This window comes from Kitasatospora sp. NPDC058063, from assembly GCF_042885395.1.
GTDB lineage: Bacteria > Actinomycetota > Actinomycetes > Streptomycetales > Streptomycetaceae > Kitasatospora > Kitasatospora lactacystinica.
Window position 1 is genome coordinate 1 of sequence record NZ_JBHVSD010000053.1, and the last position, 18,241, is coordinate 18,241.

Annotated in this window: 17 protein-coding genes and 1 pseudogene; 11 read left to right on the top strand and 7 right to left on the bottom strand. The window is 73.1% G+C overall.

All coding sequences use genetic code 11. The features are described 5' to 3' along the window. Positions 1-234: 234 nt before the first annotated feature. From tap to ACFVUY_RS42560, 7 genes are all read right to left on the bottom strand, one after another. Positions 235-2,844 (bottom strand): telomere-associated protein Tap, encoded by a 2,610-nt coding sequence (gene tap, locus ACFVUY_RS42530; RefSeq protein WP_387737295.1) that lies wholly within the window; start codon positions 2,842-2,844, stop codon positions 235-237. Between the two features lie 535 nt (positions 2,845-3,379). Further along, positions 3,380-3,718, bottom strand: coding sequence for a hypothetical protein (locus ACFVUY_RS42535; protein ID WP_387695801.1), 339 nt, complete (start codon positions 3,716-3,718; stop codon positions 3,380-3,382). Positions 3,719-3,878: 160 nt separating this feature from the next. After that, positions 3,879-5,294 carry a replicative DNA helicase gene (locus tag ACFVUY_RS42540; protein ID WP_387695802.1) on the bottom strand — a complete coding sequence of 472 codons (1,416 nt, stop codon included), beginning with the start codon at positions 5,292-5,294 and terminating at the stop codon, positions 3,879-3,881. Positions 5,295-5,386: 92 nt separating this feature from the next. After that, positions 5,387-6,538: a hypothetical protein gene (locus tag ACFVUY_RS42545; protein ID WP_387695803.1), complete on the bottom strand. Its 1,152-nt coding sequence runs from the start codon at positions 6,536-6,538 to the stop codon at positions 5,387-5,389. Positions 6,539-7,062: 524 nt separating this feature from the next. Continuing rightward, a complete protein-coding gene (locus ACFVUY_RS42550; protein WP_387695804.1) occupies positions 7,063-7,818 on the bottom strand; it encodes a glycosyltransferase family 2 protein in 756 nt (251 codons plus the stop codon). Next, the gene (locus ACFVUY_RS42555) at positions 7,809-8,576 is read right to left on the bottom strand and encodes a glycosyltransferase family 2 protein (protein WP_387695805.1); all 768 of its coding nucleotides are present in this window, start codon (positions 8,574-8,576) and stop codon (positions 7,809-7,811) included. Before ACFVUY_RS42555 ends, ACFVUY_RS42550 begins: the two co-directional genes overlap by 10 nt. Further along, positions 8,573-9,394 (bottom strand): GntR family transcriptional regulator, encoded by an 822-nt coding sequence (locus ACFVUY_RS42560; protein WP_387695806.1) that lies wholly within the window; start codon positions 9,392-9,394, stop codon positions 8,573-8,575. Before ACFVUY_RS42560 ends, ACFVUY_RS42555 begins: the two co-directional genes overlap by 4 nt. Positions 9,395-9,605: 211 nt before the next feature. Between ACFVUY_RS42560 and ACFVUY_RS42565 the strand changes: the two genes are divergently transcribed. From ACFVUY_RS42565 to ACFVUY_RS42615, 11 genes and pseudogenes are all read left to right on the top strand, one after another. Further along, entirely contained in the window at positions 9,606-9,959 is a 354-nt protein-coding gene (locus tag ACFVUY_RS42565; protein WP_387695807.1) for a hypothetical protein, read from the top strand. A 2-nt stretch (positions 9,960-9,961) separates the two neighbouring features. Continuing rightward, complete coding sequence (locus tag ACFVUY_RS42570; RefSeq protein WP_387695808.1) at positions 9,962-10,120, top strand: hypothetical protein; 159 nt, start codon at positions 9,962-9,964, stop codon at positions 10,118-10,120. After that, positions 10,120-10,332: a hypothetical protein gene (locus tag ACFVUY_RS42575; RefSeq protein WP_387695809.1), complete on the top strand. Its 213-nt coding sequence runs from the start codon at positions 10,120-10,122 to the stop codon at positions 10,330-10,332. The genes ACFVUY_RS42570 and ACFVUY_RS42575 overlap by 1 nt, the downstream gene beginning before the upstream one ends. A gap of 802 nt (positions 10,333-11,134) precedes the next feature. Further along, positions 11,135-11,362 (top strand): hypothetical protein, encoded by a 228-nt coding sequence (locus ACFVUY_RS42580; RefSeq protein WP_387695811.1) that lies wholly within the window; start codon positions 11,135-11,137, stop codon positions 11,360-11,362. A 179-nt stretch (positions 11,363-11,541) separates the two neighbouring features. Next, positions 11,542-11,805 carry a hypothetical protein gene (locus ACFVUY_RS42585; protein WP_387695812.1) on the top strand — a complete coding sequence of 88 codons (264 nt, stop codon included), beginning with the start codon at positions 11,542-11,544 and terminating at the stop codon, positions 11,803-11,805. A 75-nt stretch (positions 11,806-11,880) separates the two neighbouring features. Continuing rightward, positions 11,881-12,117, top strand: coding sequence for a hypothetical protein (locus tag ACFVUY_RS42590; RefSeq protein WP_387695813.1), 237 nt, complete (start codon positions 11,881-11,883; stop codon positions 12,115-12,117). Between the two features lie 54 nt (positions 12,118-12,171). Beyond that, positions 12,172-12,393, top strand: coding sequence for a hypothetical protein (locus ACFVUY_RS42595; RefSeq protein ID WP_387695815.1), 222 nt, complete (start codon positions 12,172-12,174; stop codon positions 12,391-12,393). Then, positions 12,386-13,177, top strand: a complete 792-nt coding sequence (locus tag ACFVUY_RS42600; protein WP_387695816.1) for a hypothetical protein — start codon at positions 12,386-12,388, stop codon at positions 13,175-13,177. The genes ACFVUY_RS42595 and ACFVUY_RS42600 overlap by 8 nt, the downstream gene beginning before the upstream one ends. 2 nt (positions 13,178-13,179) lie before the next feature. Next, entirely contained in the window at positions 13,180-13,776 is a 597-nt protein-coding gene (locus tag ACFVUY_RS42605) for a hypothetical protein (protein ID WP_387319882.1), read from the top strand. Positions 13,777-13,813: 37 nt separating this feature from the next. Then, positions 13,814-16,072, top strand: a complete 2,259-nt coding sequence (locus ACFVUY_RS42610) for a hypothetical protein (RefSeq protein ID WP_387695817.1) — start codon at positions 13,814-13,816, stop codon at positions 16,070-16,072. 301 nt (positions 16,073-16,373) lie between these two features. Continuing rightward, positions 16,374-18,241, top strand: a pseudogene (locus tag ACFVUY_RS42615) (hypothetical protein); the annotation flags it as partial.

The following is an 18,241-nucleotide window of genomic DNA, read 5'->3' on the forward strand; positions in this document are numbered from 1 at the left end:
GGTGTCGGCCTGCTCGGTCAGCTCGGCCCGGATCTCCGGCTTCAGGCGGATCCAGGCGGCCGAACCCGTCCGGGTGTGGTTCCAGTAGGCGACGGCGAGCTGCTCGGCGCGCGGGTCGTGCTGCATGGGTCCCTCCCTGTTCCGGGCCGCCAGTCCTGGCGGCCCGCTGCTGATGGGTTGTGCGGTGCGGGCGCCGGCCGGGCCCGGGTGGTGCGGGCCCGGCCGGGGCGCCGGCTACTCGTCGGCGGAGACGATGCCGCCGGTCTTGATGTGCCGGGCCGGGTTCGTGTCATCGGCGAGCAGCTCGGCGATCTCCGGCATCGGCCGGGAGCCCTCGAACTTCACCATCCCCGGGCTGACGCCGAGGCGCAGCGACGTGGTGAGGGTGCCGTCGGCCTTGGTGAGGACGTCCAGGACGCCGGGGCCGGGTGAGGCGAACACCGCGCAGTCGGACAGCACCGCGAAGCAGCGCAGGCCGGTGTCGCCGGCCATCTTGCGGAGCTTGCGGTGAAGGTTGACGGTGGCGGTGTCGATCACGCACGCGCGCATCAGCGGGTCCCAGGTCGACCGCTCCAGGGCGGCCCAGCGCTCGCCCGGCTTGTAGCCGTGGCCGCGCGGGCGTTCGCGCATCTTGCCGATGGTGCCCTTGGCGGTCTGCTTGATCGCGGTGAGCACCGCGAGTTCGGCCGGGTCGCCGGTGGTCTTGATGGCAGCCATGGCGTCCAGGAACGCGACCGGGTCGCGGTCGGCGAGGGTGAGCGGCACGCCGAGGGCTGCCATGGTGTCGACGTACGCCTGGCGCAGGCGCTTGTGCCACGGGTCGAGGTACGGACCGTGCTCATGGCGGAGCCAGCCCTCCAGCGGCTGCGGGCGGGCGCCCAGCTCCACCGCGTACGCGACCTTCACCGTGGAGTACCAGGCCGGCCCGGTCGGGCGGGAGCCGTCCGCGGTGAACGGGCTGGGGAGCAGCGGGTTCGTGTCGAGGCCGGACAGGTCGACCAGCCACGAGCCCGGGATCTTCGGGTCGAAGACCGGGTTGACCACGTGCACGGGCGGGCCCAGCGGCAGGGTGAGGCGGCCGGCGGCGGCGAGGAAGGCCATGTTGACGTCCAGACCCACCGCCCAGGCGGAGCGCTTCTCGGTGTCGGTGAGCTCGCGGTGCCAGTCCCAGGCTTCGGTCACCAGCTCACCGCCCGGCTCCCGGTCCTGGGCGAGCGGGTGCACGTCCGGGACCTCCGGCGGCGCCGGGTCGAACGCGTCCTTCGGGCGGGAGCCCTCCACCGGCCCGGACGTCCAGCCCGTTTCGGTGCGCACCGCCCGGGTCGGCGGGCGCAGCGCGGTGACGAGTTCGAGGCCGGAGACGGCGGTGGAGCCGCGCGGGGTGAGGACGCGCTTCGCGTAGGTGCCGAGCAGGCGAGCCAGGTCCGGGGCCGTGAGGCTGTCGGGGATCTGCCAGCCCCCGGACGCGAGGGCTCCCCAGGCGGGGATGCACAGCTGCACGCAGACCCGCTTGCCGTCCTCGGGGGTGCGGTAGATGCGGGCCCAGGGGCCCAGGCCGCGCTGGGTCAGCAGCCAGCCGGCCTTCTCCACCTGCTTCACGGCCTTGTGGGTCTTCGGGAGCTGCCCCAGGCGCTGAACGAACTCGCGCTTCTCATCCCGGCCCATCGGCGGCAGGCCGATCTCCGCGAGCGCGGCGTCGGTGAGCACGACCAGGGCGTCGCCGTCCTTGCCGTGCCGGTGCAGGCGCGGCGAGCCGAGCTTCACCTCCAGCGCCCACTCGACGACGTCGGCGAGCGTGCGCCCCACCGGCGCGGTCGGCGCCTGGGTGCCGTCGGCGAGGTAGGCCACCAGGCCCCGGCCGGACGGGGCGACGTCCACCACCGCGAGCGGCCCGGCCGGGAACCGCGCGGCCGCCGCGGCCTCCCAGTCCGCCGGGCCCGCCTCGGCGGCCGGCTTCTTCGCCGCCGTCTTCCGTGCCCGCGACGGCGCACCGGCAGAGGGACGGGACGAAGGCCCGCGCCGAGCCGCCGCGGCAACGGGGGCGGGAGCGGCCTGGCGGGGCGCAGCGACCGAAGCGACCGACGCTGCCGGTGGGGTAGCCGGCTCGGCGGGCGCGGCCGGGACGGGCCGCTCCGCGACCGGGACGGCGGGCGCCGACTGCCCGGCCGGAGCGGGCGCGCACCAGCCACCCATGTGCACCGGACGGCCCTGCGAACGGTAGGGCGTCGGCCGGCCGCACCGCACACACGGCGCGGGCCCGGCGGCGACCAGGTCCCCGGCGGCCGTCCGGTCGAGCTCCACCACGGCCTGGTCCCCGCCGCCGTATACCGCCGACGACCCCATCACCAGCGAGCCGTCCCGGTCCCGGTCCGGCACCACCGGCGCTGGCTGCCTGGCCACCGCAGCGGTGGTGAACACCCCGGGCTCCGGCGGCGGGGCCACCGGAGCGGCGGCGGACTCCGGGACAGCCGGCTGCCGCACCGTCTCGGCGGGTACGGTGGCCTCGACCGGGGCCGACGCGGGCGCGGCGGCGCTGTCGGTGCGCACGAGGCCGGCGGCCTGCGCACGGCGCAGCCACTCGGTGGGCTCCACGGTGCCGTGCTGGAGCGCCAGCGTCGCGAGGAACCGGATGTACACCTCGCGCTTGGGCGGGCGGGGCTCCGTCGTCCCGGCCTCCCAGCGCACGATCGTCTCCCGCCGGGTCTTCAGCGCCGCGGCCAGCTCCTCCTGGGTGTAGTCGCCGGCCTTGCGCAGCCGCTCCCGCTCGGCCGGGACCGGCAGGTCTTCCACCGGCTTCGGCCGGGCCAGCAGCGCGTCAATCGACGCGAACAGGTCCTCACTCATCGACACCTCACCTCCACACCACACACCCTAGCTTGAAAGTCACTTCTGGATCGCACATTAAGGCGCACATTCACCGGATCGAGGCAGCGCAAAGCGCACCCGTTGACGAGGGGGTCTGTTCACCGGCCGGACGGGGGTCTCCCCCTGGCCTTCGCACGCCGGGGTGGCCGCACCACGCGGACGGGGGTGGCCGCATCAGGCGGACCCCATTAAGAGCAGTTGATAGAGAAGTAGACGCGCCCTCCCGGACGCCGAAGGCCATCCACAGGTGGCTTCGCGCGCGAGGCCCGACAGCCGCTCGACGACAACTGCGGGCAGGACCGTTTGCGCCCACCGGATTCCCCCCTCCCCGAACCAGCCCCGAGACGGGCGGCGAGGCGCCCGGCCGTCTCGGTTGCGCACCGGTTCACCGGTCGGCCGCTGAGGCCGGGCACCAACCAGGGGCCGTCGAGTCCGCGGCCTCTCGGCGTGACGGTGCAGGCCCCCGCTGGCAGGGCCGGCCGGGGGCCTGCATCTCGTGGTGACTCGGTCAGGGCTACGGTGCGACGGCGACCGGGGTGTCGTCGATCAGCGCTTCGGTACCGCCGCTGTGGAAGCAGTACTCGCAGTTGCACTCGTGCTCGCAGTAGAAGGCGGTGTCCTCGTCGTGGCCGTCGGCCGGGTCGACCTGGAGCGCCGGCCACTGGCCGCCGGCCCTCTCGGCGTCGACGGCGGCCTGGACCTTGGCGACCAGCTCGGCGACCAGGCCCAGGCGGTGGGCGACGATGTCGGGGTGGTCCTTGAGGTAGCCGCGGACGACGAGGTCACCGAAGTCGGTGATCAGGCCGGTCGCGGCGACCTGGAGCGAGTCCATCTGCACGTTGACGCTGCTCATAGCTGGTTTTCCTCTCGGGGTGGGAGGGTCGCCCGACCGGGCGCGGTCGGCACCGGCCGGGCGATGCCCGTAGATCGCCTTCTACGGGGCGATCATGGCTTCAGATGGGGGAATGGACTTACAGGACGGGCTAGGGCCGCCACGGGGCCGCCACGGCCTTTTACAGGTCCTTGGGCATCTGAGCGATACGCCCGTAGTGCCCGAGCATCGCCATCGGCAGAATCCTGTTCTTCACCCCGTTGCGGTTCTTGGCCAGGATCACCTCGACCTCGCCGGGCCTCACCGGCTGGTTCTCCTCGTCCAGTTCGGTGTGCAGCAGGATGATGAAGTTGGAGTCCTGCTCGATCGCCGAGGACTCCTTAAAGTCCGTCGCCTGGGGGCGGCGGTTCTTCGCCTCGCGGTTGAACTGGGCGAGGGCGATGACGGCGGTGTCGAACTCCATGGCGAGGAGCTTGAGCCCGCGGCTGATCGCAGCGACTTCCTGGGCGCGGACCGGGGAGGCCTGACCCTCGTCGGCGGGCATCAGCTGGAGGTAGTCGACGACGACCAGGGCCGGCTTCCTGCCCTGGGCGTCCATCTGCCGGATCCGGGCCCGCAGGCGGGACAGGGTCAGGTTTGCGGTGTCGTCGAGCACGAAGTTGTGCGCCCGGCCCAACACGTCCGCTTGCTGGCTGATCCGGAACCAGTCGTCATCGGTGAGGGCGTCGCCGCCCTCGGCGAGCCGGTGGAGGAGCACGCTGGCCTGGTCGGCGACCATGCGGTCCATGAGTTCCTCGCCGGTCATCTCCAGCGAGCCGAAGAGCACCGGCTTGTCGAGCTTGAGGGCGACGTAGTTCGCCCAGGTCTGCGCGAACAGGGACTTTCCGCCGCTGGTCGCGGCGCCGACGGTGCCGAACATGCCGGGCTTGACCTTGAGGACCTCGTTCAGGTCCGGCCAAGGGGAGGCGATGATCTCGCTGTTGTCGCCGCGCTGCTTCTTGTCGAGGTAGTCCTCCAGGCGGTCGGCAACGGAGAGCTTCTCCACCTCGGTGTTGGCAACGCCGGTGGCCAGCGCCTGGAACGCGGCCATGGCGGACTCGATCACCTTGGCGGGGTCGCCGTGGCGGCCGGCCTGCATGACCGCCAGGGTCTCGGTGATGATCGCGCGGCGGCGGGCGTGCTTGCGCACGATGTGGGCGCTCTCCTCGGCGCCGGTTGCCGTGGTCACCGCCGCCACGCAGGCGTGCAGGTACGACGCGTCGTTGGTGCTTCGCTGCAGGACGATCTTGCGATCCCGAAGCTCGTCGGCGACCGTGATCGGGGTGACGCGCCGGTTCGATGCGTACATGTCCACGATGACCCGGTGGAGCTTCTCGTGCGCCGGCCGGTGGTAGTCCCGGGGCCTGAGGATCTGGGACACCGTGGCGATCGCGTCGGCCGACGTCAGCATCGCGCCGATGACTTCCTGCTCTGCGGTCAGGTCGTGCGGCTGGTTGTCCAGGGGGTCGGCGGCCGCCGGATCGGGGCCGTCTTCGTTGGACCAGTCGGACTCGTCGTTGAACGCGGGGGCGGCGGACTTCTGGCCGGGTAGGGTCATGACGATCTCCTGTTCGAGGTCATGGGGCTGCCGGGCCTGGGCAAGGGAATCCGGCGGCCCCGTTGTCGTTCCGGGGTCGTGGTCAAGCAGGGTCAGCCGGCTGGGACGGCCGCGAGGGTCGCACAGTCACACCGGGCCATGGGCACGCCCTGGTCGTCGGTGACGATCCCGGAGCCGTAGCAGCGGGGGCACTCGGACACCACGGCGGCTCGCGGGGCGGGCCGTCCGTCGGGCTGGCCGGGCAGGCGCACCAGGCCCGGCCGGTAGCGCGGCAGGTCGCGGATCCGGGCGGGCAGCACGTTGGCCCAACGCCGCACCTCGCCCTTCCGGTCGTCGGTCAGCCAGGCCAGCAGCTCCGGCCCCAGCGCCCAGCCCTGCTCGGTCGCGCGGGCCAGCAGCTGCGCGGCGAGCCGCCCGGCGGTGTCCGGGCCCACACCGGGCACCTGCTGGAGGAACTCCTCGGCCTCGGCCAGCGCGGGATCGACGGGCCGCTGCTTGCGCCCGAACCTGCCCTTCGACTGCCGCGGTTGCTGCGCCGCCTGTTGCGCGGCACGGCCCTGGAGGAGGTTGGTGGTGGTGGTAGTACCTACCACCACCGGGGGTGTGGGGGGAGCGGACCGCATGTCGGCGACGCCCACACGCGGTGCGACCTGCGGGTTTACCCCCCGCATGCGGTCATCGCCGCCTGACGCCGTCGCCCGCATGCGGGCATCGCCGACATGCGGTCCGACCTGCGGTTTTGTGTTCTCGCCGTCCAACGATGTCGCCCGCATGCGGGCATCGCCGTCACGCGGTGCGACCTGCGGTTTTACCATTTCATTACTCGCCTGGGTGGGCAACGTAGCCGCATCGGCGGCGGCGGGCTCCACGAACGGTGCGACCTGCGGTTTTGCCGATCCCGGGTCGCCATGCTGCTGGACCGGGAAGAACTCGTACGACACCGCGCCGAACTGTCCGCCGGAGGCGTGCTGCTGCTTCTTGCGGATGTACATCGCCCCGGCCAGCCGGCGCAGCGACGCGGTCACCGTGCGCTTCGAGATCAGCTGGTGGTTGCCGCCGCGCCAGCCCAAGAGCTGGAGCTCGGCCGTCAGCGAGTCCGAGGTGAACTCGGAGCCGTGCGGCTTGAAGCGCAGGTGGATGTACACCAGGATGTCGATCTGGTCCAGGCCGTGCTGGTAGAAGGTCTCCGCCCGGATGTTGACGTCCGGCACGACGGCCGCGATCGAGAACCGCCTCTCGCTCACTTCACCGCCTCCGATCCGGCGACGGGCACCAGGACCGGCCCGGCCTGGGCGACCGGACGGTGAGTGGGGCGGATCTGGGCATGGGTGTGCAGGGTCATGCCCATAGAGGCCGGAGAACCGGGGGCGGTGTGACCCGAGAAGAGGTGACGTGCGTCACGGGTGGGCGGCGTGGCCGGAAAGGCACGGCGGGGCCGGAGGACGGGGCGGTGCAACGAGTGCTCTCTTCCCGCTGTTGCCAGTCCCACGGCACCAGGCGATCGCCCGGCCGGGCGAGGAGACAGGTGTCTCTCGCCGGGAGCCGGGTACGACTGGTACCGTCGGATCGACAACAGCTATACGCGGTGGAAGCGGCCCATTTCTCTTGGCGGAGGGGGCCGCTTTTGCTTTCTCTGTTCAGTTGCGGCATATGGCAACGCCGCGAGCCTAGACCCCAGGCAGGACCCTCCACTCATGGGTGATGGCGCCGGGCGTGTCCGCCAGGTGCCAGCGTGGAGCGGCCCGCCTGTGGATAGAGGTCTCGGTTCTTAGGAGCGCTTGACCCAGGTATGCAAGGCTTCGGCGCGCTCTCGCATCACGTTCATCCGGGCCTCCCACTCCTCGCCGGTCGAGTGGTGCGGGTGCCGGGTGATCTGGTGCTCATGCAGTCGGTACATCATGCCGACCTCCGGGATGAACCACCCGTTGCTCAGAGCGTCCAAGCCGAGCAGGAGGCCGGTGTCGCCGGATGCCGGCAGAGCGAGCCAGCCGCCGAGCAGCGCCACCAGCTCTCGGCGGGCGCAGAGGCTAGCGGGGTGGACCTGGGCGCGACGGTGCTGCTTCCAGTGCTCCAAGACGGAGCCGCTGGTGAGTACGCCCTCGGGCGGGTCCATGTCGAAGCCGCGGGTGCTGCCATCCTCCAGGAGGTCGAGCACTCGGGAGGTGGTCCAGCCGACTTCCGGGTGCTCCGTCAGGACCGTGATGTCGCGGTGCAGAGTGCCCGCCGGAAGCAGGTCGTCAGCGTCGGCGACCTTGATCACAGAGCCGCGCGAGCGACCGAAGGCCATGGTGCGAGCAACCTGCGGTCCGCCCCTCCGCGAGGTCGAGATCCGGATGCGCGGGTCGTCGGCCGGCAGGTAGCCAGATGCTCCGACGTCGTCGCCGTCTTCTTGGACGAGCCACTCCCAGGTCCAGCCGTCGGGCAGGTCCTGGTCGAGCAGCGACTTGTACGCCTCCGGAAGGAACCTGACGCTCGGTCCGTAGACGGGGGTGACGATGGAGATCAGACGCTCGGTCACAGGCATACCTTCGGTTCGGTGGTGGGGGTCCAGCGCCAGCCGGCGCGGCGCAGGACATCGAGTCGGGTGAGTAGGACGGCCGCGAGCGCGTCGCGCTCGGCCTCCTGCCAGTGCGCGGCCTGGGCGGTCACCTGGCCGTTGTGCTTGCGGTAGATCTCACCCGGTTCGGCGATCATCCAGCCGGGGGCAACAGCCTCCAGCAGCACGAGCAGGGCCGCGTCCTCGGAGGCCGGGACGGCGGGCCAGCCGCCGACGGCGTGCAGCAGATCGGCGTGGACGGTCAACGTCGTACCCATCACGGCGAACTGGCCGGCCCGGTAGCTATCAGCGAGCAGCCCGGGGGGCAAAGGGCCGGCTGGTGGGTCGATGGTTGACCCGCGCAGGGAGCCGTCGGGCAGCAGATCAAGCGCCGACGAGACGGCCCAGCCGATTTCAGGGTGCTCGGTTAGGGCTTCGATGCCCCGGCGCAGCGCACCAGCGGGAAGCATGTCGTCGGCGTCGAGCGCACGCACCAGCGAGCCCGTCACCCGAGCCAGCGCCATGGTGCGCGCCATTGCCGCGCCGCCGCGACGGCCCGTGCCGTACGAGATCCTCGGGTCATCAGGCAGGGCAGCGCCCGGTACCCCGGTCTCCCCGTCCTCCTGGACGACCCACTGCCAGGTCCACCCTTCGGGCAGATCCTGTGCGGTCAGCGAGTCGTACGCTTCGCTGAGGAAGCGGTGGCCGCCGTCGTAGACGGGGGTGATCACGCTGATGATCGTCACTGCGACCACCTCGGCAGGGCGGTGCGGAACACCATCTCGACACGGTCACCGGGCAGCGGGATGAAGGCCACCTCCACCGGTCGGCCGGTCGTGTCGTACGTGACCTTCTTGATGTGGATCAAGGGCACACCCGGCGGGATGTCGTAGTCGCGGGCCTCTTCAGCCGTCGGCATGGCGACGGTGACGTGGTCCACGATCTCCCCGACCTCGATCCCGATGGTCCAGAGCTCGTTCATCAGGCCGCCGGGCCAGCGGGCCAGCAAGGCAGGGTTGAGCAGGTCAGGGTTGTCCTTGATCAGCTCGTATGGCACATAGGCGGTCGACCGGCTCAGGCCAGCCTTCTCCTGGTGGCGGCGCTCGTAAATAACCCGCCGCACCTTCTCACCAGGGATGAGATCCAGGGCAGAGGCGACGTCCTCGGGAGGCATCACCACGTCGACCCTGACACCGTTGTGGTGCAGTGCGTCGACCGTGATGCCGGTGTCGTACTCGCTCACACCCAGCGCGCCGCGCTCGCCTGCGTCTGCCAGTTTCGCGCGTCCCTTCTCGTCCAGGTAGCGCTTGGTGTCGCGCTTCGACATGACGGGCGGGACACGGACCCACGTCTTGCCGCCAGCGGCTCCGGAGAGGAGTCCGCCGGCCTTCAAAGCCTGGATCACTTTGCTGGCGGTCTGAGGGCTGACGCCGTGCTGGACAGCAAAAGCGCTGGTCGTAGGGAACTGGTCGCCCGGCCGCAGGCCCGGCTGGTCGCCGCGGGAGATTGCCTCCGTCAGCTCGGCGATCAACCCCTGCGTAGGCCGGGGGTCTCGTGTGCTCATGGTTGAACCTTTTCACCTCGGAGCAACGAAGGCAAGACCTTTCATGAAAGGTGCTTGCGCGTCGGTCGACGGTGTGTCAGTCTTCTTCTCGCAGCAACCTTTCGAGAAAGGTCAGGGGCAACTCTGATCCTTCAAGAAAGGAAGCAGCCCTGACCGCCGGCAAGCTCGTCAGGGCTGTTCCTCGGACCGACTCGTCAAGGGAGTGATCCGTATGACCAGCATTGCGCACCAGGGCCCGATTGGGAGCACCGGGGCCACCCTGACGCTCCACCCCCAGGCGCTCAGCGCCCACAGCATCGTGGACGCCATCGCCGCCCACCGCAGCGCCCCGCTGCAGATCCAGTACGAGGGCCGGGTCCGGTCCCTCATCGCCCGCGACCTCGCGGCCGTCGCCCCGACGGCCGACGAGACCGCGGTGTCGGCGCTCGTCGCCGACGTCTGGCGGCAGGCCGAGGAGCACCTCGCCAAGGCCGGCCGTACCAGCTGGGCCCACCTCAGCTGGTTCGTCCAGAACGCCATCACCCGGCTCCTCGGCGGCGCGCAGCCGCAGATGGCGGGGTGCTGACGATGTCGCAGCCCGACGCGGCGCAGGCCGCCGCCCTGGATGCGCTGAACGCGGAGCGCCTGCGCGCCGCGCAGGAGGCCATGGCGGCCGCGGAGCGGGCCCGCCAGGAGGCGGACCGGCTGCGCGAGCAGATGGCGCAGCAGGCGGGGGGTCGGTCCTGATGGCCCTGTTCTCCCGCCGCTCCTCCGAGTCCCGGCCCGCCACCCGTACGGACACGCCCGACCACGTCGCCGCCGACGGCCGCGTGTGGGCCGGTTCGGACTACGACGAGGCCCGCGCCAATGGCCGACCGGTCCTCGCTCCCCGAACCGTGAACAGCGCCGACGGGTTCGGCCGGTCCTGCGACCTGCACGACGACGGGGGTGCGCGGTGACGATCGCCCCCATCTGCCGCAGCTACGCCGGCGGCGGTACCCCCACCCCGCCGAAGACCCCGCCCGCCGCCCCGAAGGGAGCCGGCCGGTGATCCTCTCCAACCAGGCCGACGAGGCCCTGCGCCGGATGCGCGAGGACCAGGCCCGCCGCGACGCGGCGAAGGCCGGCGGTTCCGGCTCCGGCAAGTAGCCCCTCCTCCTCTCTCCTCTCTATGCAGCACGGCATCCCGCCGCCTGCCTCTCGGAACCGTCCTGGCATGCCCATGCCGGAACGGCGCCGGGAGTGGTGCGGCGGGCCCGCCAGGGCCCAGCACCCGACGCACCACCACGACGCACCCGGAAGTCCGGCCCGAGGGGGCCAGGCCAGGGAAGTGCCCGCCTACTTCACAACTCCACAGCGAGCCAACTGAGAACCACTCAGAGAACGGCCCCGAGGCCTGCGAGCGTGACGCCGCCCCGGGGTGCACCACTCGACTGCTTCCGCAGCACCTTCGGCACGGGGACACCGCCGCCCCGCTCAATCCAGGCGCTTCCGCCCCGGCACCCAGCCGGGCGGTAAGCGGCCGACCCGCCCTCCTTCGAGGGCCCGGCCGTCACGCACCCCGCACCACCGAGAAACCGCCGCTGCACCCCGGCGCTCCGAACGGCCGGCCAGGCCGCGAGTGCCCCCGTCGCCACCAGCTCGGCCGGTGCGCACCGCTGATGCGGCGCGCACCGGGCCGTCAGGTCCGCGGCCACCCGTACAAAGCCTCCTCCCGGCGCCGAACCGGCCCGGGAGTTCGACATCCGTCAGGAGGAGCACATGGTCATCGCCAACCGCATCGGGCCCGACGCCGTCATCCACGGCACCGTCATCCAGGCCCCGGGCGGCACCGCCCTCCCCGGCGACCTGGGCACCGTCGTCAACAGCATCACCGGCGCCCAGGTCGCTGGCCTGGTCCTCCAGGCCGGCGTGCTGAACAACCTCGTCCTCGACGACGAGACCGCCCCCGTCGGGCCTGGCACTGGTCGGGGCCCGCAGGCCCGCTGATCCGCCACTGGCCCCCGTCGCCCGGCCGTCGGCCCGCACTTGCGGGGCCGACGGCCGGGCACGGGCCGCCCGCGCCCGGAGCTGCCCTGACCGGTTCGGCCGCCCGCTCGGCGTCCGCACCGGCCAGGGGAGTCCCGGGACCACCCGGGTCCCCTCCACCACCAGAACGGAGAGGACGCATGTTCGATCGTCTGCGCAAGGCCGCCGCCGACACCGTGACCGAGATCGCGGGCCAGCGCGGGTTCACCCGTGACATCAAGGCCGCCGTCGCCGGCGGCGACCAGGAGGCCGCCGAGGCCTTCCGCACCGGGACCGCCGCCGCCGCGCTGACCACCCGGGGCCGCGACGCCCGCGGCGAGGAGATCAGCGACTACGTCGGCAAGGTCCTCGCCGCCGACGACGGCAACGCCGACCGCCTCCGCTGGCTCCACCGCCGCCGCTGACCCGTCGCGCCCGGACGGAACTCCCTGCACCACCTGGCCATGCCGGCCACCACCCGAACCCGAGAGGACACCGCCATGCGCTGGACCCGCGCCGCCCGAGCCGAGCTCGCCGCGAACCTCGACCTGGCCGCCGTCAACGACTCGGCCGCCGCCGCCAGCGGCCGCGCCGTCGCCGCCGACCTCACCGCCGAGCCCGCCGAGCGCGAGCAGGCCGCGGCCTGCGCCCGGACCCTCAGCGGCCGGGCCGCCGACCTGCGCGCCCAGGCCGCCGCGATCCGCGACGGCGCCGACCCCGCCGAGCTCGGCCACTGACCCCGCCCCGTCCCCGGCCGCCCACCCGTCGACTCCCAAAAAGGGGGGAAGCACATGCAGCACCTGATCCTCTACTTCTTCGTCGGTGCCACGGCCGTTCCGGTCCTGGCGCTGCTGCTCTGGGCCCTCAAGCAGCACCGCGCGAAGGCCCAGACCTCGGCCCCGGTCCCGGCCGAGGAGGCCGACGCCACGCTCGGCCGCTGGAGCGCGGCCGCGACGGACCCGGCCGCGTTCATGGCCGAGCGGATCCGCAGGGCGGCGGGCAGCGATGTCTGACACCACCACCGAAACGTCCTTCAACCTGTTCGCCGCCGCCGGGCCGGGCGGCGCGGGCGGTATGGAGATCATCGACGCCGAGATCGTCGAGGACGACACACCGCCCGCCGGCGGGGCCGGGCAGCCGCCGCACGGGGGACAGCGGACCCACACCCCGCCCCCGCCGCCCGCCCCGCCGGTCGCCGAGCCGGACTGGGCGCACTACGCGGCCGCCGCAGCAGCCGCGGCGGCCGCCCACTACCAGGCCCCGCCCCCGCACGTGCCGATCCCGCCGCAGTACAGCTACCCCGACCCGGGCTCGGTGGTGCCGGTCGAGGTCGTGGCCCCGCAACCGGTCCCGGTCATGGTGGTCGCCCCGCCCGCGCCGCCCGAGCCCTTCTGGGATTTCTCCTGGATGCAGCTGGGCGCCAACGCCACCGCCGCCGCCCTGGCCGCCGTCCCCGCCTGGCTCCTCCACCACAACCTGCCGATCATCACCAATTCCTACGGCGCCGACGCCGCCGCCGCCATCGCGATCCTGTGGGGCGGCAAACCCGCCCTGCGCTCCCTGACCCTGGCCGGCGCCGCCTACTACGGCTGCGCCGCTCTCCACGCGAACACCGCCACCACCGCCGCCGTCGAGCTGGCCGCGATCGCCCTGCCGCTCGTCGGCGCGCAGCGGGCCGAGGTCTCGCTGCTGCGCCGCACGGCGGTGTGGATTCCCATCCTGTCCGGCTGCCTGTCGCTGCCGGCTGTCACCGATGCCATCACCTGGCTCACCACCGCGTTCACCGGAGGACACTGATCATGGACGTCACCCTCGGCACCTACGCCGCTGTTTTCGGCCTGACGGGCTGGCAGCTCGCCCGTACCTACGGCATCCCGCTGCCGAAGGTCGGCGGCAAGGGCGGCGGGGTCTACGGGCGCGCCGCCGGCGCCGGCGCGGACCACGCCAGCCTCTTCCCCTACGCCATCGGCACCGGTTTCGGCGTGCTGTGCGGGCTGTGCGCCGGCGGCATCCTCGGCGGCCTGGGCTGGCTCGGCTACAAGGCCTCCGCCTGGGGCGGCCAGCTGTCCCTGTGGTCCAGCACCGGCGCCGCCTCCACCGCCCAGTTCCAGGGCGCGACCCCGGTACCGGTCGGCGGCGGCGGCGCGCTGCTCCTGTTCGTCGTCGCCGTCGTGCTGGCCGGCGCCCGCAAGTCCGCCAAGGGCGCGGCGGGCGCGGGTGCGCGGACCCCGGGCACCACCGCCAGCGGTCTGGACAAGTGGAAGGTGAGGCTCGGCTTCGTCAACGGAGCCTCGCTGGCCGCGATCCCGCTGGTCACCTACTACGCCAACGAGGCCCTCTCCAAGGGCGGTCAGGTCGTCCTGGACGCCCTGAATCACGTCGCCTCCAGCCGCTGAGACCCGAACCGGAAAGACAAAGAAGGGGGACCTGCCCGTGAGTATCGACCTGCGCCTGGAGCCGGTCGAGGAGGAGATCCTCGAAGGCGAGCTGCTGGACGACGACGACCCGGGCCCGCGCCCGGCCGAGCCGGACCCGGCCGGGCCGCGCCCGTGGTGGCGCCGCCAGGTCGGGCACCTCCCGGCCGGCCTGCGCGTCCTGGCCGCCGAGCGCTCCGACTGGCTGTTCGTCACCGAGGACCACCTGAGCGACCGGGCGGTGGCCCTGCACATCCTCAACGCCCGCCACCAGGTGTGGGAGGCGGGCCGCGGCGCGGAGCACACCGCCCTGGCCGGGCGCGCCGCCCAGGAGCTGGCCGCCGCCACCGCCTCGGCGGCCGCGGCCCAGGCCCAGGACGTCACCCCGGCCGGCCACACCGCGGCCAAAAAGGCCGAGCTCGCCGCCCGCACCGCCGCCGCCCAGTGGGAGCAGAAGGCCGCGGCCGTGCTGGCCCTCACCTACACCGGGCACGCCCCCGTGACCCTCAGGGAGATCGGCGACCACCGGAGGCGCATGTCCCACCGGCGCCGCGTCCGCCTGGCGCTCACCGTGCTGGGCACCTACGGCCTGCCCGGCCTGGTCGGCGGCCTGCACACGCTCGTGGTGGAGTGCGCGGTCACCGGTGCGGCGGTGGTGTTGGCCGCCTGGGGCAAGGGCCTCATTCCCCTGTGGCGCTCCGGCCGCCGCGCCGACCCCGACCTCGCCTACGAGCTGCCCGCCGGCGCCGAGGTGATCGCCCTGCCCGGGCAGCAGGCCACCGGGAACCAGGCGACCGGCACCGGCGCGGCCGCCGCCGGCACCGCCTCGGCGGCGCCGGCGCCGCCGAGCGGCGACCCGTACCCGATCCGCCGGGTCCAGAACGTGCAGCAGGCCGGCGAGTGCATCCACCTCGCGCTGCGCGCCGAGGGCCTGGCGGTCGGCGAGGTCACCGACGTGACCCAGGAGCGGTGGGGCTGGCGCGCCGTCGCCCACCTCACCAAGGGCCGCCCCTCCGGCCTGGTCGCCAAACTCGCCGACCTCGAAGTGCTGCTCGGCGTCCGCGAGGGCGGAGTGATGGCCCAGCCGCAGAAAGCCGCCGCCGGCTCCGTCGTGCTGCGCGTTCTCACCGGCGACCCGTTCGACCCGATGCCCCCGCACCCGCACTACCCGCCACGCTCCAACAGCATCCTCAAGCCGTTCTCGCTCGGCCCCTCCATGGACGCCACCCCCACCCAGGTCACCCTGGCCGGGCAGAACGTCATGGTCATCGCTGTCTCCGGCGGCGGCAAATCCCAGATCGTCCGCAACCTCGTCGACTACATCACCAGCTGCACCGACGCCATCGCCCTCGACATCGACCCCACCCGCCGCGGCTTCGGCCCGCTGCGCCGCCTGGCCGCGATGACCGCCTACGACGAGGAGCGCATCGACGACGTCCTGGACTGGGCGATCCGCGAGGCGAAGATCCGCACCGAGCGGATGGGCGACGACGTCGACAACTGGCAGGTCACCGACGACGCGCCGGCCGTGTTCGCGATCGTCGACGAGCACCCGCAGCTGACGAAGGAGCAGAAGGCCAAGGTGATCCTGCTGAGCCGGATCGGCCGCAAGGCCCGCGTCACGGTGGTCCTGCTGTCCCAGGACGCCACCAGCGACGTCGTCGGCGACGCCATCGCCGACACCTTCGGCATCCGGATCATGCTGCCCTCCCGCAAAGCCGACGTCCCCCTGGTCGTCGGCTCGGACACCGCGGTCAACGAGGGCTGGATGCCACACCGCCTCGTCCCCTCCCCCGGCGACTGGGACCCCGCCGACGCCGGCTGCTTCTACATCGTCGCCCCCGGCCTGCGCGACCCGATCCTGCGCAAGGCCACCCACCTCGACGCCCCGACCGCCACTCTCCGTACACAGGAACGGCTCGCCGCCGGCGCCGTCACCATCACCCCGGAGCCCACCGAGAAGGGCGACGAGCAGGAGCTCCCGGAGGTGCTGATGGCGATCCGGGCCGCGTTCGAGAAGCACGGCGACCCGGACTTCCTCCTCACCGACCAGATCCTGGACCACCTCGCCACCACCGGAGACGAGTGGCGGCAGTGGGACGACAGCGAGCCGGAGCACCGCCGCCGGGAGGTCAAGAAGAAGATCGCCAGGGACCTCAAGAAGGCCGGCCTTCCTCCGCTCAAGACGGTCCGCCGGACCGACCTGAACAAGGACAACCCGCCCTCCGGAACCTGGCGCGCCGATGTCGAGGCCGCCTTCGAGGGCCTGCCGGAATGACACGCAACGTCACCAGCAGCGGCCTCCCGCGATCCGTCGCCTGATCCGTCCGCGATCCGTCGCCGATCCGTCCTGATCCGTCCCCGCGACAGATCAGCGACGGATCGGCGACGGATCAGGAAACGGATCGTGAGCTGCGAAAACAGATCAGACGGATCAGATTCCCCGCACCCCCCGAAACGGCCCCGACACCCCTGATCGGGGCCGTTGCCACCCCCTCGCCATCCCCGCGGCGCCGTGACCCGCTCCGGCCGCCACAGCCACCACGCACCGTCACCGCTCAGGACAGGAGTCCCCGGCCATGACCCCGGCCCGCACCACCACCCGCCGCACCCGCACCCCCGCCAAGAAGACCGACCCCAAGGCCCCCGTGAAGGTGCCCGCGGCCCGCCCGCAGCCCTCCGCCGACACCCCGGCCGAGGTCCCTGCGGCCTTCACATCCCGGTCGGCCGCCGACCCGCTCCTGGCCGACGCCGCCGACCGCGCCGCCGACGTCCTGGCCCTCGCCGAGGACCAGGCGCTCGCCGTCCTCGCCCGGGCCGCCGTCACCGCCGACCGCCACCTGGCGACCGCCGAGCAGTGGACGGCCGAGGCCGAGCAGCTGCGCGCGGAGGCCGCCGCCGAGGCCGAGACGGTCACGCAGCGTGCCGAGCAGACGGTCCGGCGGATCCTCGACATGGCCACCGACCAGGCCGAGCTGATCCGCGAGGAGGCCGTCCAGCACGCCCGCGAGCGGCGTGAAGAGGCCGACGCCGACGCCCACGCGGCGGCCGACCGGCTGCTGGAGCAGGCCACCGAGCGGGCCTCGGCGCTGCTGGCGGACGCCGAGCAGCGCGCCGCCGCCATCCGTGTCCAGGCCCAGGAGGAGGCGGACCAGATCGTCGCCGACGCCGAGGAGCGGGCCCAGGCCGTGGCGGCCGGGATCACCGGGGCGGCCGAGGAACAGGCCGCGAAGGTGCTCGCCGAGGCCGACCGGGAGGCCGAGCGCACGCGCGGCCGGGCCGCCGCCGACCTCGCCGACGCCCGGGACCAGGCGGCGCTGGCCCGCGAGGAACTGGAGGCCGCCCGGGTCCGCAGCGCCGCCGACCGGGCCGAGGGCGAGCAGGAGCTGACCGGCGCCCGGGAACGGGCCGCCACGGTGCAGTGCGACGCCGCCACGGCGGCCGACCGCACCCTCACCCACGCCGCTACCGAGGCCGAGGCGATTCGCACCCGGGCCGCCGCCACCGCCCGCGACATCCTCGCCACCGCCGAGACGGAGGCCGAGCAGCTGCGCACCGAGGCCGAGGAGCGGGCCGCCCGCCTCACCGAGGCCGCCCTCACCGAGGCGGACACCGCCCGGGATGAGGCCGCCGCGGCCGCCGACCGGATCCGCGAGGACGCCGAGGCCGAGGCGGCGGAGCTGCGCGAGGAGGCCGGACGGCAGGCCGCCGAGCTGCGCCGGCGCGGCCTGTCCGAGGCCCAGGAGCTCCAGGACGACGCCCAGGCGCAGATCGAGCAGGCCCGCCAGCGGGCCGGGGAGCAGCTGCGGCAGGCCGGCTCCGTCCGCGGCAAGGCCGAGGCGGACGTTCAGCGCCTGCTGGTGGCCGCGCGCCGGGACGCCGAGCAGGTCACCGCCACCGCGCTGGCCGAACTCGCCGAGACGCAGGAGCAGGTCGCCGCCCTGCGCGCCGAGCAGGAGCAGCTGGATCAGCGCCGGGCCCAGCGGCAGCAGCGCTGGTGGCGCCGGACGCTGCGCCGGGCGGCGGCGAACCGGGCCCGCCTGGTGCCGTTCCTGCTGACCCGGGCCGTGCTCGGGGCCGGCCTGGCGTACACCTCCTACAAGGAGCACGCCCTGGCCGTCACGGCCGGCATGCACTCCGCGCTGGCCTGGCTGCTCGCGGTCTGCCTGGACGGGTGGGTGGTCGCCGCGACCCGCAGCAAGCTCCAGCGGGAGATGCGGATCGCGCTTGCCGTGATGGTGCTGTGCCAGATCGCCGCGATTCTGACCGACCTGCACGTCCTCGGCGTCGAGAAGAATGCTGACGGACAGTGGCGGCTGCAGGGGTGGATGGCGATCCCGCTCGCCACGGTCGTCCCGATCGCCATCTGGCGCGTGCACGAGATCATCGACCACGCCAAGGGCGCTCACGGCGAACCCGCCACTGCCGCCGCCGGACCGGCCGGGCC

Excerpts from the sequence above, each read along its gene's own strand:
- tap (WP_387737295.1), bottom strand. The coding sequence starts at position 2,844 with ATGAGTGAGGACCTGTTCGCGTCGATTGACGCGCTGCTGGCCCGGCCG.
- ACFVUY_RS42535 (WP_387695801.1), bottom strand. The coding sequence starts at position 3,718 with ATGAGCAGCGTCAACGTGCAGATGGACTCGCTCCAGGTCGCCGCGACC.
- ACFVUY_RS42540 (WP_387695802.1), bottom strand. The coding sequence starts at position 5,294 with ATGACCCTACCCGGCCAGAAGTCCGCCGCCCCCGCGTTCAACGACGAG.
- ACFVUY_RS42550 (WP_387695804.1), bottom strand. The coding sequence starts at position 7,818 with ATGCCTGTGACCGAGCGTCTGATCTCCATCGTCACCCCCGTCTACGGA.
- ACFVUY_RS42560 (WP_387695806.1), bottom strand. The coding sequence starts at position 9,394 with ATGAGCACACGAGACCCCCGGCCTACGCAGGGGTTGATCGCCGAGCTG.
- ACFVUY_RS42565 (WP_387695807.1), top strand. The coding sequence starts at position 9,606 with ATGACCAGCATTGCGCACCAGGGCCCGATTGGGAGCACCGGGGCCACC.
- ACFVUY_RS42570 (WP_387695808.1), top strand. The coding sequence starts at position 9,962 with ATGTCGCAGCCCGACGCGGCGCAGGCCGCCGCCCTGGATGCGCTGAAC.
- ACFVUY_RS42575 (WP_387695809.1), top strand. The coding sequence starts at position 10,120 with ATGGCCCTGTTCTCCCGCCGCTCCTCCGAGTCCCGGCCCGCCACCCGT.
- ACFVUY_RS42580 (WP_387695811.1), top strand. The coding sequence starts at position 11,135 with ATGGTCATCGCCAACCGCATCGGGCCCGACGCCGTCATCCACGGCACC.
- ACFVUY_RS42585 (WP_387695812.1), top strand. The coding sequence starts at position 11,542 with ATGTTCGATCGTCTGCGCAAGGCCGCCGCCGACACCGTGACCGAGATC.
- ACFVUY_RS42590 (WP_387695813.1), top strand. The coding sequence starts at position 11,881 with ATGCGCTGGACCCGCGCCGCCCGAGCCGAGCTCGCCGCGAACCTCGAC.
- ACFVUY_RS42595 (WP_387695815.1), top strand. The coding sequence starts at position 12,172 with ATGCAGCACCTGATCCTCTACTTCTTCGTCGGTGCCACGGCCGTTCCG.
- ACFVUY_RS42600 (WP_387695816.1), top strand. The coding sequence starts at position 12,386 with ATGTCTGACACCACCACCGAAACGTCCTTCAACCTGTTCGCCGCCGCC.
- ACFVUY_RS42605 (WP_387319882.1), top strand. The coding sequence starts at position 13,180 with ATGGACGTCACCCTCGGCACCTACGCCGCTGTTTTCGGCCTGACGGGC.